We start from the raw sequence: 24,214 nt of genomic DNA on the forward strand, positions 1-24,214 counted from the left end.
TTCAGACAGCTAGAAAATAGCCGATGAGGGCTGTGCTCATCACTTTACTGGCGGCGGGTGTCGGGGATGTTTTGGGGAGAGAACCGATCCAGGAGCTGGATCGGTAAGGCCGTAGAAGGCCAGACATCAAAGAAATATGGTGCACCAGGCGGGATTCGAACCCACGACCCCTGCCTTCGGAGGGCAGTACTCTATCCAGCTGAGCTACTGGTGCAGCGGGCGACATCATACCTAGGTCGGCTCGGGGCGTCCATGCTGGGGTTTGTCAGTGCGCGTGTCCGCTTAAATCACTGTATTCCTTAAAGCTGTAACGTCCTGCAAAACCCTCGCTTGGCGCTTTCCCGGGGTTGATCTATGGTTTTGCTGCGGCACCGGGTTTGGCTCGTTGATCTGAAAAATCCGGCAAAAGCGGCGTTTTTGTTCTTTTTTTCGAACGACCTATTGTCCTTTAACCCCTTTGATCCTACGATCCGTTTGAGATTTCAAACGCTCGTTGAGCGGGTGTTGAAGCGCCGGTGGTTCGAATCGTCCACGGTTGATGCGCCACACCCGGTCACTGATTTCCCTGACGGCAGCCTTGCGAGGCGCCTTTCTACAATCATAATTTGCTCCGCGCAGGCCGCGGTGCTGTTAAGGAAAGCCGACATGCAGCTTAAAGACACCCAGTTGTTCCGCCAGCAAGCCTTTATTGATGGCGCTTGGGTCGATGCGGACAACGGTCAGACGATCAAGGTTAACAACCCGGCCACCGGCGAAATCCTCGGTACCGTGCCAAAAATGGGCGCCGCCGAAACCCGCCGTGCCATCGAAGCCGCTGACAAAGCGCTGCCAGCCTGGCGTGCACTGACCGCCAAAGAGCGTGCCGGCAAGCTGCGTCGCTGGTTCGAACTGATGATCGAGAATCAGGACGACCTCGCGCGCCTGATGACCCTCGAACAGGGCAAGCCACTAGCCGAAGCCAAGGGCGAAATCGTTTACGCCGCTTCGTTCATCGAGTGGTTCGCCGAGGAAGCCAAGCGCATCTACGGTGACGTGATTCCGGGTCATCAGCCAGACAAGCGTCTGATCGTGATCAAGCAGCCAATCGGCGTGACCGCCGCGATCACCCCGTGGAACTTCCCGGCCGCGATGATCACCCGTAAAGCCGGCCCGGCACTGGCTGCCGGTTGCACCATGGTGCTCAAGCCTGCTTCGCAAACACCGTTTTCCGCTTTCGCCCTGGCCGAACTGGCTCAGCGTGCAGGCATTCCTGCGGGCGTGTTCAGCGTGGTGTCCGGCAGCGCCGGCGACATCGGCAGCGAGCTGACCAGCAACCCGATCGTGCGCAAATTGTCCTTCACCGGTTCGACCGAAATCGGTCGTCAGCTGATGGCTGAATGCGCCAAGGACATCAAGAAAGTTTCGCTGGAACTGGGCGGCAACGCGCCATTCATCGTGTTCGACGACGCGGATCTGGATAAGGCCGTCGAAGGCGCGATCATTTCCAAATACCGCAACAACGGCCAGACCTGCGTCTGCGCCAACCGTCTGTACATCCAGGATTCGGTCTACGACGCGTTCGCCGAGAAACTGAAAGTGGCTGTGGCCAAACTGAAGATCGGCAACGGTCTGGAAGACGGCACCACCACAGGCCCGCTGATCGACGAAAAAGCCGTGGCCAAGGTCAAAGAACACATTGCTGACGCCGTAGCCAAAGGCGCGACCGTGCTGGCCGGTGGCAAGGCGATGGAAGGCAACTTCTTCGAACCGACCATCCTGACCAACGTGCCGAAAAATGCTGCTGTGGCCAAGGAAGAAACCTTTGGTCCGCTGGCGCCGCTGTTCCGCTTCAAAGACGAAGCCGAAGTGATCGCGATGTCCAACGACACCGAGTTCGGTCTGGCTTCGTACTTCTACGCTCGCGACCTCGGTCGTGTGTTCCGTGTCGCGGAAGCGCTGGAATACGGCATGGTTGGCGTCAACACCGGGCTGATCTCCAACGAAGTCGCGCCGTTCGGCGGCATCAAGGCTTCGGGCCTGGGCCGTGAAGGCTCCAAGTACGGCATCGAAGATTACCTGGAAATCAAATACCTCTGCCTGGGCATCTAAGCCCGGTCAAAGATCGTTGCAAACGCAAAGGGCACGAGAGCGCTGTCCCTTTGCGTCGTTTCAAACCGGAATTTTCTCTGCGGCCGGGAACGCCGTGGCAGTCGATCATCGCATGCTGCCACCGTCGCTTCCTCCCGCTTAATCCTTGAACAACGCCGCCCGATGAGCGGCGAATGAGGACTGTAATGAGCAAGACTAACGCTGAACTGATGGCCCGCCGTACCGCAGCTGTTCCACGTGGTGTTGGCCAGATTCACCCGATCTTCGCTGAGTCGGCAAAAAACGCTACCGTGACTGACGTTGAAGGTCGTGAGTTCATCGACTTCGCCGGCGGTATCGCTGTACTGAACACCGGCCACGTGCACCCGAAAATCATCGCCGCCGTGACCGAACAGCTGAACAAGCTGACGCACACTTGCTTCCAGGTTCTGGCTTACGAGCCGTACGTAGAAGTGTGCGAAAAAATCAATGCGAAGATCCCGGGTGATTTCGCCAAGAAAACCCTGCTGGTTACCACCGGTTCCGAAGCCGTCGAAAACGCCGTGAAAATCGCCCGTGCCGCCACTGGCCGTGCCGGCGTGATCGCCTTCACCGGCGCTTACCACGGTCGCACCATGATGACCCTGGGCCTGACCGGTAAAGTCGTACCTTATTCGGCCGGCATGGGTCTGATGCCAGGCGGCATTTTCCGCGCGCTGTACCCGAACGAACTGCACGGCGTGAGCATCGACGATTCGATCGCTTCCATCGAACGCATCTTCAAGAACGACGCCGAGCCGAAAGACATCGCCGCGATCATCATCGAGCCTGTACAGGGTGAAGGTGGTTTCTACGTCGCGCCGAAGGAATTCATGAAGCGCTTGCGCGCTCTGTGCGACCAGCACGGCATCCTGTTGATCGCCGACGAAGTACAGACTGGCGCTGGCCGTACCGGTACATTCTTCGCCATGGAACAGATGGGCGTTGCTGCCGACCTGACCACCTTCGCCAAATCCATCGCTGGCGGCTTCCCGCTGGCCGGTGTCTGCGGCAAGGCCGAATACATGGACGCCATCGCTCCAGGCGGCCTCGGCGGCACCTACGCCGGTAGCCCGATCGCTTGTGCCGCTGCGCTGGCCGTGATGGAAGTCTTCGAAGAAGAGAACCTGCTGGATCGCTGCAAAGCAGTCGGCGAGCGTCTGGTGACTGGCCTGAAGGCTATCCAGGCCAAGTACCCGGTGATCGGTGAAGTCCGTGCGCTGGGCGCGATGATCGCTGTTGAGTTGTTCGAAAACGGCGACAGCCACAAGCCGAATGCTGCAGCAGTGGCATCGGTTGTGGCCAAGGCACGCGACAAGGGTCTGATCCTGCTGTCTTGCGGCACCTACGGCAACGTTCTGCGCGTACTCGTACCGCTGACCTCGCCGGACGAGCAACTGGACAAAGGTCTGGCGATCATCGAAGAGTGCTTCTCCGAGCTCTGATCACCCAGTGTGACCTGATCGACAAAAAACCCGCTTCGGCGGGTTTTTTTACGCCCCTTGAAACACATCGGGGGCTTTAGCACTGTATCGAAAGGCCAGCATTGGCTAAGGTTCAGGCATTGCAAGGGAGAGCGCGCATGACCGCCGTTGATTTACCCGCCGTACCCCGAGTGCTGATTGCCGAGGCCGACCCGTGGTCGCGCGACCTGCTCAAACAAGTGCTGCTGAACGTGCGTTGCGATGCGCGGCTGGATCTGTGCGCCGATGGCCAGCAAGCGATGTCGTTGCTTAGCGAAGTGCCGTATGACCTCGCCATCGTTGACTGGGAGCTGCCCGGCGTCGATGGTCTGAACGTGCTGCGCAGCGTGCGGCAGCGCAAACGCAATCCGCCGCTGCCGTTCATTCTGATGAGCAGCCGCAACGACAGCGCCAGCGTGCGCGAAGCGATTCCGCTGGCGCCGACAGCGTATCTGACCAAACCGCTGAACATGGAAAGCCTGACCCAGCGTTTGCAGGGGTTGCTGCTCAATGCCGGGGAAGAGGTGTTCTGCGAAGTGCCGGCGCTGGCGCCGGGTATGACGCTGTCAGTGTTTCTCGAGCGACGCCGTGAGCAGGCCGACGGCGCGCCGCTGATGACCGATGTGCAAGTGGCGGTGAAGCGCAGCCTCAACCCTGGCGGGCTGGATCTGAAGGTGCTCGAAGATGAGATAAAAACCGATCCGCAGATCACTGCCGTGTTGATCGCTGCCGCCAACAGCGCGGCGCAGCACCATGGCGCGCCCGTGCAGACATTGGCGCAGGCACTGCACCGGCTCGGTACCGGGCAGAGCATGAATTTGATTCTGGGGCTCGCGCTCAAGCGTAGCGCCAGGCTCAGCGATCCGTGTCTGGCGGATTATGCCGAGCGTTATTGGGGGCTTTCGCTGCACACTGCCGAATATGCGCGCACGTTGGCGCGTTTGCTCGATCTGGACCAGGAGCGCTGCTACTGCGCGGGGATGCTGCATCGGTTGGGTGATCTGGCGTTGCTGCGTTGTTTGCAGGAATGGCAGCAGGCCGGTGGTGCGCTGGATGAGCTGGAGGAGGTTGGTGAGGCGCTGGCGGAATTTGGTGCGGCATATGGATCGGCGTTGCGCACGCGCTGGCGTCTGCCGCTGGAGCTGCGTGAGCTGATTGCGGCGGTGTATCAACTCGGTGGCGGGGTGTATTCCCGTGAAGCGCTGGTGATGAACATGGCGGCGCAAATGGCGCACCTGACCGAGCATGAAGGCATCGAAGAGCTGGCAAAAAGCCGCACGGCACGGCTGCTCAAGATCGGCTTGCCGGAGCTGATGCGGATGCGTAAGTAACCCGCCCACACCATACTTGTAAGAGTCGGGCCTTTGTGGCGAGGGGATTTATCCCCGTTGGGCTGCGGAGCGGCCCCTCTTTTGATTCAAAAAAGCAGGGGACTGCTGCGCAGTCCAGCGGGGATAAATCCCCTCGCCACAGGTTCGCATTTCAAATCGAATATTCAGGCAGAGATAATGCGGTTCTTGCCTTGGCGCTTGGCTTCGTACATCGCTGCATCCGCGCGGGCGAACAGGCTGTCGAGGCTTTCATCTTCGTCGGTGAGGCTGGTTAGGCCCTGGCTCACGGTGATGCTGAAGGTCTGGCCATCGTGGTTGAAACTCAGACGTTGAATCTCCTGTTGCAAGCGTTCCGCGACCTGCATCGCCATGTCCGGCGCGCACCCTGGAAACACAGCCGCAAATTCCTCCCCGCCAATCCGCCCGAACAGATCGCCGCGTCGTAGCGAGCCGCGCCCGCACTCGGCGACTCGCTGCAACACGTTGTCGCCCTCGGGATGCCCGTAACTGTCGTTGATCACTTTGAAGTCATCAATGTCCAGCAACAGAAACGCCATCGGCGAACCTTGCAGCCGCGCCTCTTCAAACTCGCGGTGGGCGCATTCAAAGAAGTGTCGGCGGTTGCTGCTTTGTGTCAGCACGTCGGTGGTCGCCAGACGATGCAGCTCGGTTTCCATCTGCTTCTTTTCGGTGATGTCTTCGGCAATGCCGACGATGATCACCGGTTGCCCGCTATCGTCCTGACGATTGATGAAGCATTTGTCGCTGAGCCAGCGGATCTGGCCATCGGCGGCGATGATCCGGTATTCGCGGTCTTCCACCGCGCCCTTGTGCAGGACTTCGGCGAGGCTGCGTTCGGCGTATTCGAGGTCGTCGGGGTAGATGCTGTCGCGCCACTGGTTGTAGTCGGCGAGGAGAAGGCCGGCGGAACGGCCGAAAATTCGTTCATACGCGGGGCTGACGTACAGCACCTGACGAGTTTCCCAGTTAAACGCCCAAAGCACCGCGTTGACACTGACCAGCAGCGAGCTGAACAGCTGTTCGCGTTCGCTCAAACGGGCGACTTCGCCCTGGGCGTGCATCAACGCCATGAGGGTTTGCGCGGCTTCGGGCCACTGCGGGAAAGATGAGTCTTTTTGGTTGTTATTGACCATCGGCACAAGTCTCAAAGGGCGTGCCGCAATCGACAACGGCCACAGAACAGCCCGCCGGGATGGCGAAGTGTCTTTGAGATAGGGGATTTTGGGCGAAGTTCCCGGATTTTGCAGGGGAAGGGGGGATTGCCGCTGGGTGGTGCTGCAACCGCGTTTTAATTGTTAAAACGCGGTTGCAGGTTTTGCGACTGCTGCGCAGCCGAACGGGGATAAATCCCCTCGCCACAGGGGACAGCGTTAGGCAGTAGGGCGCAGGGAGTAGGTTTTCAGTTGGCCGGCGAAGTCGCGCAGAGACTGGATACCGCTGGCTTCCGCTTCGTGAACCCACTCTTTGATGGCGGCGAGCATGTCGTGGCCATTGGAACTGGTCTTGACCCAGATCTGCTGCAGGGCCAGGCGTTTTTCGTAAATCACCTTCAATGCCTGGCTGTGCTCGAGCATGTTCTGGATGCGCAAGTGGTGACGGTCTTCCAGCAGGCTGGTTTCCCGCGACAGCAGGCGCTTGGCCCGGTGGAACTGGTGACGCACCGAGTGATCGACCTTGGCCAGTTCTTGCTGAACCAGTGGGCCGATCACCAATTTGCGGTACTGGGCCATGATCTGGAAGCGGTTGTTGAGGATCGCCATCGCGGTGTCCATGTCCAGATTGCCCTTGCCTTCGACACGGTGGGCGATCGGTGCAACGCGCTGAACCTTGGCCAGACGGAAGAAGCTGAAGACTTTGATCCACGCCCAACCGAGGTCGAACTCCCACTTCTTCACCGACAGCTTGGCCGAGTTCGGGTAGGTGTGATGGTTGTTATGCAGTTCTTCGCCGCCGATCAGGATGCCCCACGGCACCAGATTGGTCGCCGCGTCGCGGCATTCGAAGTTGCGATAGCCGACCGCGTGGCCCAAGCCGTTGATGACGCCAGCGGCCCACACCGGGATCCACATCATCTGGATCGCCCAGATAGTGATGCCGATGGTGCCGAACAGCATCAGGTCGATAACCCCCATGATCGCCACGCCCAGCAGCGGATAACGGCTGTAGACGTTGCGTTCGATCCAGTCTTCCGGGCAGTTCTTGCCGTAGATGCGCAGGGTTTCCGGGTTCTGCGCTTCGGCGCGGTACAGCTCGGCACCGGTACGCAGGACGGTGGAAAGACCTTTGATAACCGGGCTGTGCGGGTCTTCCTCGGTTTCGCACTTGGCGTGGTGTTTACGGTGGATGGCTGTCCACTCGCGAGTGTTCTGCGCTGTGGTCAGCCACAGCCAGAAACGGAAGAAATGTTTCAGGCCAGCATTCAGCTCCAGCGAGCGATGGGCCGAATAACGGTGCAGATAGACGGTGACGGCTACAATCGTCACGTGGGTCATCAGCAGGGTGACCGCGACCAGAGACCAGGCCGACAAGCCAAGAAAACCTTCGTACCACATAGGCTATAGGGCCCTCGATAAAGATAAAAACAGCCGTTGCATTATCACTAAGCACACAGATAAAACCAGTCGCCCTTTCAGATAAGAGTCGCTGGATGTTACTTGGCCTATAATTCCAACCTTTTTGTAGGGACATGGACAGCCGAATGTCTGCCACTTATCGCGATGCCTTGCGTGCAGCGCTGCTCTATCTCGTGCTTGCCGCTGTCTGGTTGCAAGGTTCTGATTATTTATTAAACAATTTCTTCGATAAATCCGTCGATCTTGCTCGTTGGCAACTGATCAACGGTTATCTGTTTGCGGCGGTCAGCGCCGGGCTGATTTTTCTGGCGCGGGCGCGGTTGTGTGAGTTTCTCGGCATCGGAGCGCGGTTGCGCGAACGGCACGCTGATCGCGAGCGTCTGCGGCAGGCGGCGGCCGTGTTCGATTGCACCCGCGAAGGCGTGTTGGTCACCGATCGTCAGGGGCTGATCGTCCACGTTAACCGCGCCTTTATCGAAATCACCGGTTATCAGCGTGAAGAAGTTATCGGTCAGCGTCCGAGCCTGTTCAAATCCGGCCATCACCCGCCGGGTTTCTATCAGGCGATGTTCGCCACGTTGGCGTCGCAGGAAGAGTGGAGCGGCGAAATCTGGAACCGGCGTAAAAGCGGCGAGATTTATCCACAGTGGCAAACCATCCGCGTCATTCACGATGATCGCGGAGAGGTCAGCCATTACGTGGCGGTGTTTTCCGACATCACCGCGATCAAGGATTCCGAGCACGAACTCAAACGCCTCGCCCACCACGACCCATTGACCGATCTGCCCAATCGCCTACTGTTCAGCGACCGCGCAGAGCAAGCGCTGACCTCTGCGCAGACCCACAAACGTGGCTGTGCGCTGCTGCTGATCGATCTGGATTTCTTCAAAATGATCAACGACAGCCTCGGGCATAACGTCGGTGATCGGCTACTCAAAGCGGTGGCGGCGCGGTTGCAGGAACTGTTCGGCCCCGGCATCACCCTGGCGCGGCTCGGCGGTGACGAGTTCGCGGTGCTCGCGGAAAGTTGTCCACAGCCTGCGCAAGCGGCGGCTCTGGCCCAGCGCGTTCTCGATGGCTGCAAAGAACCGTTCTGCATCGACGGCCACGAACTGTTCATCAATGCCAGCATCGGCATCAGCCTGTTCCCCAGCGATGCCTTGAGCGCGGAACAACTGCTGCGCAACGCCGATGCCGCGCTGTTCAAAGCCAAGAACAGCGGGCGCAACGGTTACGCCTTGTACACCGAAGAGCTCACCGCTCACGCTCAGCAACGCGTCGAAATCGCTTTCGAACTGCGCCGCGCGCTGGAACTGCAAGAGCTGCGCGTCTACTACCAACCGGTGCATGACCTGAAAACCAGTCGCCTGATCGGCGTAGAAGCGCTGGTGCGCTGGCAGCATCCGCAGCGTGGACTGGTGTCGCCTGCGGAATTCATTCCGATTGCCGAGCGCACCGGGTTGATCGCCGAAATCGATGCCTGGGTGATGCAGCAGGCTTGCCAGCAAATGTGCGAGTGGCAGCGGGCCGGGGTGGTGCTGTCGTTTGTTGCGGTAAATGTTTCGTCGCGATTGTTTGCGCGGCGTGAGCTGTATCAACAAGTGGCACAGGTGCTGCGCGAGACTGGGCTGGATCCGGCGTATCTGGAGCTGGAAGTTACAGAGAGCGCTGTGATGGACGATCCGGAAGTGGCGCTGGAGCAGATGCACCGCTTGCGTGAGTTGGGGATTCGTCTGGCGATTGATGATTTCGGTACCGGTTATTCGTCGCTGTTGCGGCTCAAGCGCTTGCCGGTGCAGAAGCTGAAGATTGATCAGGGGTTTGTCGCGGGGCTGCCGTGGGACGAGGATGACGCAGCGATTGTCCGGGTCATCATCGCGCTGGCGCGCAGCATGGGTATGCAGGTGCACGCTGAAGGGATCGAGCAGGCGGAGCAGGCGGTGTTTTTGCTGGAGCAGGCATGTGATCTGGGGCAGGGGTATTGGTTTGGGCGGCCGGTTCCAGCGGTTGAGATTGATTGGATGAAAGCACCAGTTATTGGCTGATAGCTGACAAAAAGCCTGAGGTGCACGCAAAAAACAGAGGTGTGTGCAAAACCTGTGGCGAGGGGATTTATCCCCGATGGGGCGCGCAGCGGCCCCAAAAAATCGGGACTGCTGCGCAGTCTATCGGGGATAAATCCCCTCGCCACAGGGTTATCTGTCGCTCACAGATCGGCGCAAACCCTTGCCCCGTCACATAATGTTTTTCAGTTATATAAACATTCTTAAATAGTCTTTTTAAGAATATCCGCGCCTCTCTTATATTGCTCCCACGCCGAACGCAGTGCCGCCCACTGCCAGGCATATCCCATTCAAAGGAGCAGCACCATGAGCGCATCCCTTCGCAGCGTTGACGGTCAGGACGAAACCACCATTTTGCGTGAAATCCAGAGCGCTCTGCGCGATCTGCGATTTGGCGCGGTGGAGATCACTGTGCACAACGCGCAAGTCGTGCAGATCGAACGCAAAGAGAAATTTCGTTTGCAGCAACCGGGTAAGCAACCGGGCTGAGTGAAGATCAAAAGATCGCAGCCTGCGGCAGCTCCTACAGGGGGCTGTGTGTGTAGGAGCTGCCGAAGGCTGCGATCTTTGAACCGGCACCACGATTTGCGAAATACATAAGAAAAAAGCCACCACCCGAATTCCAGGAGCTTTCACCATGTCGTCGATTCGCCGTTACGCTTTGGCCGCCCTGGCCAGTGCTGTGTTTGCCGGTTCTGCCGTTGCCAAGGATTACGAGCTGCTCAACGTGTCGTATGACCCGACGCGCGAGCTGTATCAGGACTACAACGCCGAGTTCATCAAGTTCTGGCAGAAAGATCATGCCGGCGACACCGTGAAAATCCAGCAATCCCACGGTGGTTCGGGCAAGCAGGGCCGCGCGGTGATCGACGGTCTGCGCGCTGACGTGGTGACTCTGGCTCTGGCCGGCGACATCGACGAAATCGCCAAACTCGGCAAGACCCTGCCGGCCGATTGGCAGAAGCGTCTGCCGGAAGCGAGCACGCCGTACACCTCGACCATCGTCTTCCTGGTACGCAAGGGCAACCCGAAAGGCATCAAGGACTGGGGCGATCTGGTCAAGAACGACGTCTCGGTGATCACCCCGAACCCGAAAACCTCCGGCGGCGCACGCTGGAACTTCCTCGCCGCGTGGGCCTACGGCCTGAAAGCCAATGGCGGTGACGAAGCCAAAGCTAAAGAATACGTACAGACCCTGTTCAAGCACGTGCCGATCCTCGACACCGGTGCGCGCGGTTCGACCATTACTTTCGTCAACAACGGTCAGGGCGACGTGTTGCTGGCCTGGGAAAACGAAGCGTTTCTGGCCCTGAAAGAAGATGGCGGTGCGGACAAGTTCGACATCGTCGTGCCTTCGCTGTCGATCCTCGCCGAGCCACCAGTGGCCGTGGTCGACAAGAATGCCGAGAAAAAAGGCAACGAGCAGATCGCCGAAGCGTATCTGAAACACCTGTACAGCCCGGCCGGTCAGGAAATCGCCGCGAAAAACTTCTACCGTCCGCGTGACAAAGAAGTCGCTGCCAAATACGCCCAGCAGTTCCCGAAACTGGATCTGGTGACCATCGACAAAGACTTCGGCGGCTGGAAAACTGCGCAACCGAAATTCTTCAACGACGGTGGCGTGTTCGACCAGATTTATCAGGCGCAGTAATCTGACTTCAGCCACACATCAAGCCTGAAGCCAGGCGCGGAAAATGTGGGAGCGAGCTTGCTCGCGAAAGCGGAGTGTCAGACGACATAGAGTTGGCTGATACTCCCTCTTCGCGAGCAAGCTCGCTCCCACATTGGTGCGTTCAGCGGAATGCTTTTTAACCAAGGACTTTTATGTCGCGTCGTATCTCCCCCGTCATACCCGGCTTCGGGCTGACGCTGGGTTACACCTTGGTGTACCTCAGCCTGATTGTGCTTATCCCGCTGGCGGCGATGTTCGTCCACGCCGCTCAACTCACCTGGGATCAGTTCTGGGCGATCATCTCCGCACCGCGCGTGCTGGCGGCATTGAAGCTGAGCTTCGGCACCGCGCTGTGTGCCGCGATCATCAACGGCATCATCGGCACGCTGCTGGCTTGGGTGCTGGTGCGTTACACGTTCCCGGGGCGCAAGGTGATCGACGCGATGATCGATCTGCCGTTCGCGCTGCCGACCGCCGTAGCCGGTATCGCGCTGACCGCGCTGTATGCGCCGGCCGGCCTGGTCGGGCAATTCGCCGCTGACCTCGGTTTCAAAATCGCTTATACCCCGCTCGGTATCACCCTCGCGCTGACCTTCGTCACACTGCCATTCGTGGTGCGCACGGTGCAGCCGGTGCTGGCCGACATCCCTCGTGAAGTCGAAGAAGCCGCCGCGTGCCTCGGTGCGAAACCCTTGCAGGTGTTCCGCCACATCCTCGTCCCCGCGCTGCTGCCCGCCTGGCTCACCGGTTTTGCCCTGGCGTTCGCGCGTGGCGTTGGCGAGTACGGTTCGGTGATTTTCATCGCCGGCAACATGCCGATGAAAACCGAGATCCTGCCGCTGCTGATCATGGTCAAACTTGACCAATACGATTACACCGGCGCCACCGCTATCGGCGTGTTGATGCTGGTGGTTTCCTTCGTCCTGTTGCTGCTGATCAACTTGCTGCAGCGACGCATCGAAACCCCATAAGGAGGCGCGAACAATGTCCCGATCGTCTATTGCGGCCGCCTCTTCGGCCAACGCTGCACGCCGTGGCAGTGCCACTTCGCGCAGAGTGCTGATCGGCCTTGGCTGGCTGGTCTTTTTCCTGTTTCTGCTGTTGCCGTTGTTCATCGTCGTATCGCAGGGTTTGAAGAATGGCCTCGGTGCGTTCTTCACCGCGATCTTTGAACCGGACGCACTGTCGGCACTGAAACTCACCGTATTCGCCGTGCTGATTTCGGTGCCGCTGAACCTGGTGTTTGGCGTCAGCGCCGCGTGGTGCGTGAGCAAATACTCGTTCCGTGGCAAGAGCATGCTGGTGACGCTGATCGACCTGCCTTTCTCGGTGTCGCCGGTGATCGCCGGTCTGGTCTACGTGCTGATGTTCGGCGCGCAGGGCCTGTTCGGGCCGTGGTTGCAGGATCACGACATCCAGATCGTCTTCGCCTTGCCGGGCATCGTGCTGGCGACGATCTTCGTCACCGTGCCGTTCGTGGCCCGTGAGCTGATCCCGCTGATGCAGGAACAAGGCACGCAGGAAGAGGAAGCCGCGCGCCTGCTCGGCGCCAACGGCTGGCAGATGTTCTGGCATGTCACCGTGCCGAACATCAAGTGGGGCCTGATCTATGGCGTGGTGCTGTGTACCGCGCGGGCCATGGGTGAATTCGGTGCGGTGTCGGTGGTTTCCGGGCACATTCGCGGGGTGACCAACACCTTGCCGCTGCACGTCGAGATCCTCTACAACGAATACAACCACGTGGCCGCGTTCGCCGTGGCGAGCCTGTTGCTGATCCTGGCGCTCTTCATCCTGCTGGCCAAGCAGTGGAGCGAAAACCGTATCAACCGCCTGCGCGCCAGCGCCGCGGAGGAATAATTCATGTCGATCGAAGTGCGTAACGTCAGCAAGAATTTCAATGCGTTCAAGGCGCTGGACAACATCAGCCTGGACATTCACAGCGGTGAACTGGTCGCGCTGCTCGGCCCGTCGGGCTGCGGCAAGACCACGCTGCTGCGGATCATTGCCGGTCTGGAAACCCCGGATAACGGCAACATCGTTTTCCACGGTGAAGACGTTTCCGGCCACGACGTGCGTGATCGTAACGTCGGTTTCGTGTTCCAGCATTACGCGTTGTTCCGCCACATGACCGTGTTCGACAACGTCGCGTTCGGCCTGCGCATGAAACCGAAAAACCAGCGCCCGAGCGAAAGCCAGATCGCGGTCAAGGTTCACGAACTGCTGAACATGGTGCAGCTGGATTGGTTGTCGGATCGTTATCCGGAGCAGTTGTCCGGTGGTCAGCGTCAGCGTATTGCGCTGGCCCGCGCCTTGGCGGTGGAGCCGAAAGTGTTGCTGCTGGATGAGCCGTTCGGCGCCCTTGATGCCAAGGTGCGTAAGGAATTGCGCCGCTGGTTGGCGCGTCTGCACGAAGACATCAACCTGACGTCGGTGTTCGTGACCCACGACCAGGAAGAGGCGATGGAAGTCGCTGACCGTATCGTGGTGATGAACAAGGGTGTGATCGAACAGATCGGCTCACCGGGCGACGTCTACGAAAACCCGGCCAGCGATTTTGTTTATCACTTCCTCGGCGATTCGAACCGCTTGCTGCTGAGCGACGATAATCACGTGCTGTTCCGTCCGCATGAGGTGTCGTTGTCGAGGCATGAGCTGGAAGATCACCATGCGGCAGAGGTGCGCGATATCCGGCCGTTGGGCGCGACCACGCGGGTGACGTTGAAGGTTGAGGGGCAGACGGATTTGATCGAGGCTGAAGTGGTGAAAGACCACGACAGCCTGATCGGGTTGGCCAAGGGTGAAACCCTGTTCTTCAAGCCGAAGGTCTGGCAGAAAGTCGCCAGCCTCTAAGCTCAAAAGCTTCGCGAGCAAGCTCGCTCCCACAGGTAATTCGGTCGGACATGAATTTTGTGTTCAGCACCAGTCCACTGTGGGAGCGAGCTTGCTCGCGAAAGCGATTCAGACAGCCGCACTATTCGGATTAACTCGCACAACCCCCGCCCGCGCCTCGATCTGCTCTTTCAACTCATGCCGCATCCCGAGCATGAACGCCAACTCGGCCACCACAAACAACGGCCCGACAATCAGCCCCGACACATCATCGACAAACGCCGGTTTGCGCCCTTCATAGTGATGCCCGACAAACTGGATCACCCAGCCCACCACAAACATCGCCAGCCCGCTGCTCAGCCAGACCATGGTGCTCTGCTGCGCCAAGACGTGCCCGGCCCAGACCGACAGGCCCATCAGCGCGGTCATCAATACGCCGAGCTTCACTTCCAGTCTCAGGTAAAACCACGCCGAGGCCAGCGCCACGATAACGGCTGGAGATATCCACAACCCGCCAAGCGACCATTCCGGCCGCGACAACAAAACCGCCACCGCCACCACAATCAGCGGAATGCCGATAAAGTGGCTGGCGATGTTGCGCGGATCACGGTGGTAGGCGGCGTATTGACTGAGATGGTCGACGAGGCTTTTCATTGTTGTTCCTCCGATAGGGTTGATCGCATCATCCCTCGGGATCAGGGTTCGCTCTGTCAGGCAGGCGACAATCCAGGAGTGTTTATGCAAATTCGTTCACGGCTGATGAGCGGCCAGTGGTTCAGTCATCTGCCGGTGTCCTTTCAGGATAGCTTGCTGGCGGCGGCCCGGGAGCGGCGGCTGACGGCGGGGCAGCGCTTGTTTCAGCGTGGTGATGCGCCTTGCGGTTTGTACGCGGTGCTTGAGGGCGCGGTGCGCATTGGTGCGGTGAGTGAGCAGGGCAAAGAGGCGTTGTTGAGTCTGGTGGAGGCGCCGCACTGGTTTGGCGAAATCTGCCTGTTCGACGGGCAGCCGCGTACGCATGATGCTTATGCAGTCGGGCCGTGTACGCTGCTGAATATCCCCCAGGCGACGTTGCTGAAGTTGCTGGATGAGAACCCGGTGTACTGGCGACATCTGGCGCTGCTGATGAGCCACAAACTGCGCCTGACTTTTATCAACCTCGAACAACTGAGCCTGCTGCCAGCCTCGGCACGCCTGGCGCACCGCTTGCTGATGATCGCCGAAGGCTACGGCGAACTCGACGCGCCACGCCGGGTGCTGCAACTGCCGCAGGAGCAACTGGCGTCGATGCTGTCGCTGTCGCGGCAGACCACTAACCAGATCCTCAAGGATTTGCAGGGGCAAGGAATTATCGGGCTCGGGTACGGCGAGATCGAAATCCTCGATGCCACGCGATTGCGCGCCCTGGCCACAATCTAACGGCGCCACATTATCCACAGTGGAAACCCATACTTGTGGCGAGGGGATTTATCCCCGATGGGGCGCGCAGCGGCCCTGAAAATGGGACTGCTGCGCAGTCCATCGGGGATAAATCCCCTCGCCACAGTTGCCAGTTCCAACAAAGGATCTGTGTTTATTTTTACGAGCCGCGATAGGTCGAGAAACCGTACGGGCTGAGCAGCAGCGGGATGTGATAGTGCTGATCCGTCTGCTTCACTTCAAAAATCACCGGAATCTCCGGGAAGAACGTGTCGTGCTTGACCTTCTTGAAGTACTCGCCAGTTTTGAACACCACGCGGTATTCCCCCGCTTCAAAAGGCTGCTTGGCCGGGAACAGTTCGGCAATCCGCCCTTGTTCATTGGTGGTGCCCTGAGCCAGCGGCTGCCAGTTTTCGCCGACGTGTTTCTCCAGGGTCACGTTGATGCCCGGCGACGGCAGGCCGTTTTCCAGATTGAGCACATGCACGCTCAACGGATTACCGGCGGCCAGCGCCAGGCTTGAGAAAGCGCTCAGGCCGAGCGCTGCGAAAGTCATGCGCAAAGTATTCATCGATGCATCTCCTTATTGGGAACGGGTGGTGGCCAAGCCGGTTTTTTCGGCAGCCTTGATCGCACAGTTTTCGTCTTGCTCACCGCCGCCGGAACCGGCCACGCCCATCGCGCCCACTAGTTCAGTGCCGAGGAACAGCGGAATACCGCCGCCGAGCAACAACAATTCGTCGAGGGTGTTGAGGTTGGCGGTTTCCGGATTGCTGCGAGCACGTTCGGCAAACAGGCGGGTGGCGGTTTTGGTCGACAGTGCGGTGTACGCCTTGCGCTGGCTGGCGGCGGTGTTGTGCGGGCCAACGCCGTCGCCGCGCAAGGTCACCAGGAGATTGCCGCCACGGTCGAGCACCGACACCGTGCCGGTGCAGTTGGCCATGGCGGTGTCGGCGAGCAGCCGTGCGGTTTTCAGGTCGAGGTCAGCGTGACGCGGCAGTTCCGGGCTGGCGTAAACCCCGGCGCTGAGGCCGAGGGTCAGGCTGGCGAGCAAGAATTTCAGGGTCATGGACAAGCTCCAGAAGCGAAGGCCGTCACCTTAATCGCCGGTCTTCGTCAGAACCTCGTCAGTTGGATTACAAGTTTGTAATGGGCAACGTCGCCGAAGGCGCCTAGCCTGTGTGCCTATCAATCGAGGTGTGCCATGCGTTTGCTGGTCGTAGAAGATGAAGCCAAAACCGCAAATTTCCTCGCCAAAGGCCTGGGCGAGTCGGGTTTTGCCGTGGACGTGGCGCTCAATGGCCTCGATGGGCGCTACTTTATCGAGCAGCAGGAATATGACCTGATCATCCTCGACGTGATGCTGCCCGGCCTCAATGGCTGGCAATTGCTGCAGCTGATCCGCCAGCGCGGCGCCACGCCGGTGCTGTTCCTCACCGCCAAGGACGCCATCGAAGACCGTGTGCGCGGCCTCGAACTGGGCGCCGACGATTACTTGCTGAAACCCTTCGCCTTCGCCGAACTGCTCGCGCGCGTGCGCACCTTGCTGCGCCGCGGGCCGATGCGCGAAGCCGAGTCGTACAGCATCGCCGATCTGGAAATCGATGTGCTGCGCCGCCGCGTCAGCCGCAATGGCCAGCGCATCGCCCTGACCAACAAGGAGTTCGCCCTGCTGCAACTGCTCGCCAGTCGCCAGGGCGAAGTGCTGTCGCGCACGCTGATCGCCTCGCAGGTGTGGAACCTGAATTTTGACAGCGACACCAACATGGTCGAAGTCGCCGTGCGGCGTTTGCGCTCGAAAGTCGATGATCCGTACATGCCCAAACTCATCCACACCGTGCGCGGTGTCGGTTATCAACTGGAAGCGCCGGACGATGCGCTCTAAGTCGATCGCCTGGCGACTGGCGCTGGCGTTCGCGATTGTTTGCGCCTTGGTGCTGAGCGCGATTGGCGTGTTTCTCTACCGCTCGCTGGCCTCGGAAATCGCCTACCGCGACGACCTCGCGTTGCTCGGTCGGCTGGAGCAAGTGCGCGCCTTGCTCGCCGACAGCGACAGCCTCGGCGCTTTGCAGGCGCGGCCTCGGCTGTATCAGAACATGCTCGGCAATCTCGACAGCCTGTTGCTGGTGCGCCGCGCCGACGGATCGAGCGTGATCGCGATTAATCCACGGCAGCGCGAGTTGCCCGCACTGAACGCCATCCCCCGCGAGCAAACGCCGCAGCGTCCCGATGTACTCACGTGGCAAGCGCCGGACGGTGCTGAACTGGCGCTGTTGTCCGGCGAAGCGCAGGGGCCGAACGGCGAGCCACTGACGATCATTGCCGGCAAGGTGCTGAGCGAGCGCGAGCAGATGCTCGGCAGCTATCGCATGCGCTTGTATCTGTCGGTTGGCCTCGGTGCGTTGCTCGCTTTTGCCTTGGGCTTGCTCTTGCTGCGCCGGGGCCTGCAACCGTTGCGTCAGTTGAGCGAAGCAGTGCGCGGCATTGATCTGCGTAGCCTTGATCAACGCCTGCCTGCCAATGGCACGCCGGCAGAATTGCTTGAACCGGTGCAGGCGCTCAACGGCATGCTCGCGCGGCTGGACGACAGCGTGCAGCGCCTGTCGCAGTTCTCCGCCGACCTCGCCCACGAGATTCGTACGCCGTTGCACACCTTGCTGGCGAGCAACGGTCAGGCGCTGAATCATCCGCGCAGCACTGAGGAATATCAGGAAGTGCTGGCCTCGAACATGGAAGAGTTCGAACGACTCAAGCGCATGGCGGAAAACCTGATGTTCCTCGCCCGGGCAGAACAGGCCGAACGCGCGCTGAATCTGCAAACCCTGGATTTGCACAGCGTTGGCGGTGAGCTGTGTGATTACTTTGAAGCCTTGGCGGATGACCGAGATCTGCGGCTGGACAATCAATTGCACGGTGAACTGCTTGCCGATCAGCAACTGTTGCAACGGGCGCTCGGCAATCTGCTGGCCAATGCCGTGCGTCATGCCGATCAAGGATCGGTGATCAGTCTGCGTCGCCGCGACGAGCCGGGTGAGTGCTGGTTGCAAGTGCACAACCTGGGCCTGGCGATTGCGCAGGCGCATCTGAGCAAACTGTTCGACCGCTTCTACCGCGTCGATCCTTCACGGGCAGAACCGGGGGATTCGGGTGGCTTGGGGCTAGCGATTGTGCAGTCGATCATGCAGTTGCATGGGGGACAGGTGCGGGTGAGTAGTGATGCTGATGGCACTGTTTTTGAACTGGGGTTTGTGGTGAGCAAGTGATTCCTTCGTAATCACTGAGAACTAGGCTAATCTTGTTCAGTGAATGCATCAAATGCGATGCAAATTAAGCATATATCTAAATTTGCACCATATTTGATGCAGGAAGCTCTATGGAACAGCTTGGCGAGTTGATCAAAGCCCTGCGCAAGGCGAACAAAATGACCCAGCAGGCACTGGCTCAGCAATACGGAATGAGCCGCGCGACGATTTCGGGGATCGAAAACAACACTATTTCGGAAATCGGCCTACGCAAAGTCGAAGCGATCCTCAACGGTTTTGGCTATGAGCTGACTGCGGTTCCGCGTCAGTCTCGTCGACCGACACTCGATACGCTGCAAAAGGTCAACTTCCATGATTGAGTCGTCAGATCGATTAAATGTCTGTGTCGGCGGGCAAGCGGTGGGAACGTTGGCGCGTGGGCAAGATCGAGTCGACAGCGTCTTCAGTTACCGCGAAGAAACCAGTGCTGGAAATGCCGTGTCACTGACAATGCCGTCCCGGCTGGAGAGTTATCGCTGGGAGCATGGCATTCATCCGGTTTTCGAGATGAATCTGCCCGAAGGCGCCCTTCGTGATGAGCTGGTTCGGCGTTTCAGCAAAGCAGTTCGCGGCTTCGATGACTTTGCATTGCTGGCCATTGTCGGCCCCTATCAGCTCGGTCGGTTATCCATTACCAGCCCATCCATGACGGATCGCCCGCCTGAAACGTCGCTGGCCGATCTGCTGGTGCACGATGGTGCGCAGGGCCTGTTCGAGGATCTGTTGCAAACCTATGGCCAGTATTCCGGAGTGTCCGGGGTGCAGCCTAAAGTGCTGGTACGTGACAGTGCGGCTGCGATTGATCGTCTGACGCATCGGGGATCGACCCATTTGGTCAAAGCTTTTCGGGCTGATGAATATCCGCACTTGGCGACCAACGAATACTTCTGCATGCGTGCCGCGCAACACTGCGGGCTAGAAGTGCCGAACTTCGAGCTCAGCGAACATGGCAGGTTTCTGGTTATCGAGCGCTTTGATTTGAGCGCTACGGGCTACCTGGGTTTTGAGGACTTCTGCGTACTCAACGGTTGGCCGTCGAAAGCCAAATACGACGGCTCTTACGAAGGCGCGGCCCGGCAGATCAAAGCGTTTGTTTCGCCTGCATTGCTCAATCTGGCGCTGGAAGCATTTTTCAAGATTGTGGCTTTGTCCGCAGGCGTGAAAAACGGCGACGCTCATCTCAAAAACTTCGGCGTGCTTTACGAAAGCTGCGGCGAGGAATCGACAATCAGACTCGCGCCCGCATACGACATCATCACCACATCGGTCTACATAAAGAACGACAGTATGGCGTTGCTCTTGGGTGGCTCGAAGGCTTGGCCCAAGCACAAAATGCTGATGCGGTTCGGTCGTACGGCCTGCAATCTGACGGAGGCGCGTTGCAATGAATTACTGCAGCAAGTCGCTATCGGTATGCAGGTGGCAATGGGCGAAATGGCGGAGTACGGCGCCAGTCATCCGGCGTTCGCCGCGATGGGTGCTGCGATGATCGAACAATGGTCATCCGGTATGGAACGCAGTCTGGCTAAAGGCTGACGATCAGCGCAACCCGTCACGAAACTGCCCCGGCGTCATCCCCGTCCAGCGCTTGAACGCGCGGCTGAAGCTGCTGGTATCGGCGAACCCGAGCAAATAACTGACCTCACTCAACGAACACTGCGGATCGCGCAGGTGCAGCAGCGCCAGGTTCTCGCGGCTCTCGTTGAGCAGTGTGTCGAAGCGACAACCCTCATCCGCCAGATGCCGTTGCAAGCTGCGCAAACTCAAATGCAACGCTTGAGCAATTCGCTCAGCGCTCGGCTCACCTTCCGGCAATTGTTCTTCGATGGCATCGCGCACCTTGCGCTCCCAGGTCAGCGGCTGGAGCTGAGCCATCGTGCGTTTGAGCACAGCTTCATTGTGTTCAGCGAGTTCCGGGTTGGCGTCGTCGAGGTGGCTGTCGAAGTCGACGAGGGCGAACTCCAGACGATCTTCGGCGCAGCCGAAGTGCACCGGGGCGCGGAAGACTTTGTGCCATTGGTGCGCGTCGGTTGGTTCCGGACGGCGCAGGTAAACGGCGAGTGGCGCGTAGTCGCGACCGAGGCGATTGCGGCAAGTGCGCACGTAGATCGCGGTGAACGCGTCGATGGCTTCGAAGGCTGGCGCCGGATTGCCTGACGGAATTTTCAGACGAAATTGATAGCGGTCGTCGCTGCGGCTCAGTTCCAGTTCCAGCGCATCGCTGACCACCGGGTGATAGCGCACGATGCGTTCAAACACTTCACGCAAACTGCCGCTGGCGACCAGCGCATAACCGAGCGCATGGAAAGTAGTCGGGCTGACGAACCGCGATACGCGCAAACCAATCGCCGGGTCGCCGCTGACCTGCACGGCGATTTCCCAGAGGCGCGTGGTGCCGGACAGTGGATAGCGCGCGTTGGGGTCGTCCATCAAATTCGGGTCGAGCCCGGCCTGTTGGCACAGGGCAATGCTGTCCAGCCCCAGCGCATCAAGTTGTTTGCGCAAGGCACGGGTCCAGCTGGCGAGGGAGGTCGGTTCCTTCATGCTGATTGGCGCTTCCGGTCAACAGGTTGGCGTTCTCGGCTACCGCAATTGAAGCACTGGCGAGGCACGATGCGAACATCATAAACCCGAGGATGGAAGCATGGACGGTACTTCTGCAAGTCCCCAGCGACACAATGCGGCCCAGCGATCAGCACATATTCGCGAAGTGGTGCTGGCCAAAGGCGTCGAATTGCGTGAGCGCTACCCGATTCTCAAGCATCAGGACGCGTTGGGCGCGGGGATTCTGGCCTTTGCCCTGATCGGGATGATCGGCTCGGCGACGCTGTACATCACCGGCCATATGGCGTGGTGGGTTTGTCTGTTGCTCAATGCGTTTTTCGCTTCGCTGACCCATGAGCTGGAGCACGACCTGATCCACAGCATGTATTTCCGCAAGCAACGCGTGCCGCACAATTTGATGATGGGCCTGGTGTGGCTGGCGCGGCCGAGCACGATCAATCCGTGGATTCGTCGGCATCTGCACCTCAATCACCACAAGGTCTCCGGCACTGAAACTGACATGGAGGAGCGCGCGATCACCAACGGCGAGTCGTGGGGTTTTGCGCGTTTGCTGATGGTCGGCGACAACGTGATGTCGGCGTTCATCCGCATGCTGCGAGCCAAGACCTGGGCGCACAAGTTCAGCATCATCAAACGCACGTTGAAGGTCTACGCGCCGCTGGCGCTGGTACATTGGGGGGCGTGGTATGTGTTTCTCGGTTTTCATGCGGCCAATGGCATTGCGTATCTGCTGGGTGCGCCGATTGAATGGTCAGCGACGACGTTGTCGGTGATGCAGGTGATCGATATCGCCGCTGTGGTGATCATCGGCCCGAATGTTTTGCGTACGTTTTGCCTGCACTTCATCAGCTCGAACATGCATTACTACGGCGATGTTGAACTGGGTAACGTGCTGCAGCAGTGTCAGGTGCTCAACCCTTGGTGGCTGTGGCCGTTGCAGGCGTTCTGCTTCAACTTTGGCAGCAGCCACGGGATTCATCATTTTGTGGTGAAGGAACCGTTTTATATCCGCCAGATGACCGTGCCGGTGGCGCATAAGGTGATGCGTGAGATGGGGGTGAGGTTTAATGATTTTGGGACGTTTGGGCGGGCGAACCGGTTTGTTCGCCAGGATGAGGTGGTGAGTAAAGAGGTGCGTACAGCCCAGGCTTGATGGCTGACTGCACGGGCCTCATCGCGAGCAGGCTCACTCCTACAAGGGGAACGCATTCCAACTGTAGGAGTGAGCCTGCTCGCGATAGCTACACCTCAGGCAGCATCAATCCGGCTGGAAAGGCGACTCACTCAAAATCACCCCGGTCTCTTCGACATACTGCTGCCAATGCCCGATCAACGCGCTGAGCTTCTCCGGCTGACTCAGCGCCAGATCATGAATCTCCCCCGGATCGCTGCTCAAATCATAAAGCTGCCAGGTCGCCGGCCCCACTGGCCCGGGGATCCACACCGCTTTCCACGATCCCTGCCGAATCGCCCTTCGCCCAAATAATTCCCAACCCGTCACCGTGTGCTCGTCGTGCACCTGTGCAGTCTCGCCCGACAAGAACCCCAGCCACGATTTGCCACGCAATGGCGCCACCGGTTTACCGTGCCACAGCTTGCCCGGATGACGCACACCGGCCAGATCGAGAATCGTCGGCGTGATGTCCATCACCGTGCCGAAGCCATGGCTGATCTGCCCTTTGATCGCTAATTGCGGATAGTGCAGCAGCGCCGGCACGCGAATCCCGCCTTCGGTGGTAAACGCTTTGAACAGCCGCGACGGCGCAGTCGCCACCTGCGCCCAGTTCGGCCCGTACCAGACGTAAGAGTTCGCCCGACCAATGTTGTCGAGGCTGTTGTCGTAATGCTGGCTGAGGTACGTCACCAGTTCCGGGCCGAATTTCGGGAACGCTTCGAGCAGTGCGCCTTCGGCACCGTTGTCGGACATGAACAGGATGAAGGTGTTGTCGAGTTGCCCCTGTTGGCGCAGGTAATCGACGACCCGGCCAATGTTCCAGTCCATGCGCTCGACCATCGCCGCGTAGACCTCCATTGCCCGCGCGGAAATCTGCTTTTGCTCGTCGCTTAACGCGTCCCACTGTTTGGTCAACTGAATCAGTGGATGCGGCTCGACGTCTGGCTCAATCAGGCCGAGGGCTTTGAGTTTTTCCAGCCGTTCAAGCCGCAACACTTCCGGGCCGGCGTCATAGCGGCCACGGTATTTATCGACGATGTCAGCGGGCGCCTGCAACGGCCAGTGCGGTGCGGAGAATGGCAGGTAAGCGAAGAACGGCCGGGTTTGATCACGCTCCTTGAGGTATTGCAGCAACTTGTCGCCGAAGGCATCGGAGGAATAGAAATCCTTGGGCAATTCGTCAAGAAACTGGTCATCTTCGATGTACAGCGCCGGGGTCGATTTCAGCAGGCCCGGCGTTTGCTCATCGTAAGTCGGCTCAAAACCATAGTGGTTGGCCGCGCCCGGCAGCAGCGAAAACGAACGCTCGAAACCCCGCGCATGCGGCGCCAGTTCAGCTTTCAAACCGAGGTGCCATTTGCCGCTCATCAACGTTTGATAACCGGCCTCGCGCAGCAGCTCGGGCAGCGCGACGACGCGGTCGTTGAGGTAACCCTCGTAACCCGGTTTGCCGATCAGATCCGGGGTCAGCGTTTCGGCCATGGTGCCGATGCCGGCGATGTGGTGGTCGGTGCCGGTGAGCAGCATCGAACGGGTCGGCGAGCAGGTCGGCGCGGTATGAAAGTCGGTGAGGCGCAGGCCATTATTGGCCAAGGCATCGAGGTGCGGCGTGGCGATTTCGCCGCCGAACGCGCCGATGTCGGAGAAGCCGAGATCGTCGGCCAGAATCACCAAAAAGTTGGGACGTTGCGGCATTGCG

The 24,214-nt window shown here is 59.3% G+C and carries 22 protein-coding genes and 1 tRNA gene; 15 read left to right on the forward strand and 8 right to left on the reverse strand.

From position 1 onward, the window contains the following. Positions 1-137: 137 nt before the first annotated feature. Positions 138-214: transfer RNA gene (locus AD669_RS00485), tRNA-Arg, on the reverse strand. 431 nt (positions 215-645) lie between these two features. On the opposite strand from AD669_RS00485, the gene gabD reads away from it, so the two are divergent. From gabD to AD669_RS00500, 3 genes are all read left to right on the forward strand, one after another. Further along, positions 646-2,088 (forward strand): NADP-dependent succinate-semialdehyde dehydrogenase, encoded by a 1,443-nt coding sequence (gene gabD, locus AD669_RS00490; protein WP_053116466.1) that lies wholly within the window; start codon positions 646-648, stop codon positions 2,086-2,088. Between the two features lie 185 nt (positions 2,089-2,273). Further along, the gene (gabT, locus tag AD669_RS00495) at positions 2,274-3,551 is read left to right on the forward strand and encodes a 4-aminobutyrate--2-oxoglutarate transaminase (RefSeq protein ID WP_008080000.1); all 1,278 of its coding nucleotides are present in this window, start codon (positions 2,274-2,276) and stop codon (positions 3,549-3,551) included. 137 nt (positions 3,552-3,688) lie between these two features. Then, the gene (locus AD669_RS00500; RefSeq protein WP_053116467.1) at positions 3,689-4,900 is read left to right on the forward strand and encodes a response regulator; all 1,212 of its coding nucleotides are present in this window, start codon (positions 3,689-3,691) and stop codon (positions 4,898-4,900) included. A gap of 164 nt (positions 4,901-5,064) precedes the next feature. On the opposite strand, the gene AD669_RS00505 is transcribed toward AD669_RS00500, so the two are convergent. Both AD669_RS00505 and desA read right to left on the reverse strand, forming a co-directional pair. Then, positions 5,065-6,054 (reverse strand): sensor domain-containing diguanylate cyclase, encoded by a 990-nt coding sequence (locus tag AD669_RS00505; protein WP_053116468.1) that lies wholly within the window; start codon positions 6,052-6,054, stop codon positions 5,065-5,067. Positions 6,055-6,291: 237 nt separating this feature from the next. Beyond that, positions 6,292-7,473, reverse strand: coding sequence for a delta-9 fatty acid desaturase DesA (desA, locus tag AD669_RS00510; RefSeq protein WP_053116469.1), 1,182 nt, complete (start codon positions 7,471-7,473; stop codon positions 6,292-6,294). 146 nt (positions 7,474-7,619) lie between these two features. Between desA and dibA the strand changes: the two genes are divergently transcribed. From dibA to AD669_RS00540, 6 genes are all read left to right on the forward strand, one after another. Further along, a complete protein-coding gene (gene dibA / locus AD669_RS00515) occupies positions 7,620-9,539 on the forward strand; it encodes a phosphodiesterase DibA (protein ID WP_053116470.1) in 1,920 nt (639 codons plus the stop codon). A 324-nt stretch (positions 9,540-9,863) separates the two neighbouring features. After that, positions 9,864-10,046 carry a sulfur starvation response protein OscA gene (oscA, locus tag AD669_RS00520; protein WP_034151822.1) on the forward strand — a complete coding sequence of 61 codons (183 nt, stop codon included), beginning with the start codon at positions 9,864-9,866 and terminating at the stop codon, positions 10,044-10,046. 148 nt (positions 10,047-10,194) lie between these two features. Then, a complete protein-coding gene (locus AD669_RS00525; protein WP_008080017.1) occupies positions 10,195-11,208 on the forward strand; it encodes a sulfate ABC transporter substrate-binding protein in 1,014 nt (337 codons plus the stop codon). A gap of 173 nt (positions 11,209-11,381) precedes the next feature. Beyond that, positions 11,382-12,200 (forward strand): sulfate ABC transporter permease subunit CysT, encoded by an 819-nt coding sequence (gene cysT / locus AD669_RS00530; RefSeq protein ID WP_008080019.1) that lies wholly within the window; start codon positions 11,382-11,384, stop codon positions 12,198-12,200. Between the two features lie 13 nt (positions 12,201-12,213). Continuing rightward, a complete protein-coding gene (gene cysW, locus AD669_RS00535; RefSeq protein WP_053116471.1) occupies positions 12,214-13,086 on the forward strand; it encodes a sulfate ABC transporter permease subunit CysW in 873 nt (290 codons plus the stop codon). A 3-nt stretch (positions 13,087-13,089) separates the two neighbouring features. Then, positions 13,090-14,079, forward strand: coding sequence for a sulfate/molybdate ABC transporter ATP-binding protein (locus tag AD669_RS00540; protein ID WP_053116472.1), 990 nt, complete (start codon positions 13,090-13,092; stop codon positions 14,077-14,079). Positions 14,080-14,187: 108 nt separating this feature from the next. Here AD669_RS00540 and AD669_RS00545 read toward each other — a convergent pair whose 3' ends face one another. After that, the gene (locus tag AD669_RS00545) at positions 14,188-14,712 is read right to left on the reverse strand and encodes a DUF962 domain-containing protein (protein ID WP_053116473.1); all 525 of its coding nucleotides are present in this window, start codon (positions 14,710-14,712) and stop codon (positions 14,188-14,190) included. A gap of 84 nt (positions 14,713-14,796) precedes the next feature. On the opposite strand from AD669_RS00545, the gene AD669_RS00550 reads away from it, so the two are divergent. Further along, a complete protein-coding gene (locus AD669_RS00550) occupies positions 14,797-15,474 on the forward strand; it encodes a Crp/Fnr family transcriptional regulator (RefSeq protein ID WP_053116474.1) in 678 nt (225 codons plus the stop codon). Positions 15,475-15,634: 160 nt separating this feature from the next. Here AD669_RS00550 and uraH read toward each other — a convergent pair whose 3' ends face one another. Beyond that, a complete protein-coding gene (uraH, locus tag AD669_RS00555) occupies positions 15,635-16,045 on the reverse strand; it encodes a hydroxyisourate hydrolase (RefSeq protein WP_008080038.1) in 411 nt (136 codons plus the stop codon). 12 nt (positions 16,046-16,057) lie between these two features. Continuing rightward, positions 16,058-16,543, reverse strand: coding sequence for a heme-binding protein (locus AD669_RS00560; RefSeq protein ID WP_053116475.1), 486 nt, complete (start codon positions 16,541-16,543; stop codon positions 16,058-16,060). A 135-nt stretch (positions 16,544-16,678) separates the two neighbouring features. On the opposite strand from AD669_RS00560, the gene AD669_RS00565 reads away from it, so the two are divergent. The 4 genes from AD669_RS00565 to AD669_RS00580 all read left to right on the forward strand — a co-directional run bounded on the left by AD669_RS00565 (position 16,679) and on the right by AD669_RS00580 (position 20,312). Then, on the forward strand, positions 16,679-17,359 hold the full coding sequence (locus AD669_RS00565; RefSeq protein WP_053116476.1) for a heavy metal response regulator transcription factor: 681 nt from the start codon (positions 16,679-16,681) through the stop codon (positions 17,357-17,359). Beyond that, positions 17,349-18,737, forward strand: coding sequence for a heavy metal sensor histidine kinase (locus tag AD669_RS00570; RefSeq protein ID WP_053116477.1), 1,389 nt, complete (start codon positions 17,349-17,351; stop codon positions 18,735-18,737). The genes AD669_RS00565 and AD669_RS00570 overlap by 11 nt, the downstream gene beginning before the upstream one ends. Positions 18,738-18,847: 110 nt before the next feature. Next, the gene (locus AD669_RS00575; RefSeq protein WP_007917667.1) at positions 18,848-19,096 is read left to right on the forward strand and encodes a helix-turn-helix domain-containing protein; all 249 of its coding nucleotides are present in this window, start codon (positions 18,848-18,850) and stop codon (positions 19,094-19,096) included. Next, positions 19,089-20,312 carry a type II toxin-antitoxin system HipA family toxin gene (locus AD669_RS00580; RefSeq protein ID WP_053116478.1) on the forward strand — a complete coding sequence of 408 codons (1,224 nt, stop codon included), beginning with the start codon at positions 19,089-19,091 and terminating at the stop codon, positions 20,310-20,312. The genes AD669_RS00575 and AD669_RS00580 overlap by 8 nt, the downstream gene beginning before the upstream one ends. A gap of 3 nt (positions 20,313-20,315) precedes the next feature. Here AD669_RS00580 and AD669_RS00585 read toward each other — a convergent pair whose 3' ends face one another. After that, positions 20,316-21,320, reverse strand: coding sequence for an AraC family transcriptional regulator (locus tag AD669_RS00585; protein WP_053116479.1), 1,005 nt, complete (start codon positions 21,318-21,320; stop codon positions 20,316-20,318). Between the two features lie 100 nt (positions 21,321-21,420). Between AD669_RS00585 and AD669_RS00590 the strand changes: the two genes are divergently transcribed. Continuing rightward, complete coding sequence (locus AD669_RS00590; protein ID WP_053116480.1) at positions 21,421-22,494, forward strand: fatty acid desaturase; 1,074 nt, start codon at positions 21,421-21,423, stop codon at positions 22,492-22,494. A gap of 105 nt (positions 22,495-22,599) precedes the next feature. Here AD669_RS00590 and AD669_RS00595 read toward each other — a convergent pair whose 3' ends face one another. Further along, positions 22,600-24,210 (reverse strand): arylsulfatase, encoded by a 1,611-nt coding sequence (locus AD669_RS00595; RefSeq protein ID WP_053116481.1) that lies wholly within the window; start codon positions 24,208-24,210, stop codon positions 22,600-22,602. Between the last annotated feature and the right edge of the window lie 4 nt (positions 24,211-24,214).

Source organism: Pseudomonas sp. P1.31, assembly GCF_001269815.1.
GTDB classification, from domain to species: Bacteria; Pseudomonadota; Gammaproteobacteria; order Pseudomonadales; family Pseudomonadaceae; genus Aquipseudomonas; species Aquipseudomonas rustica.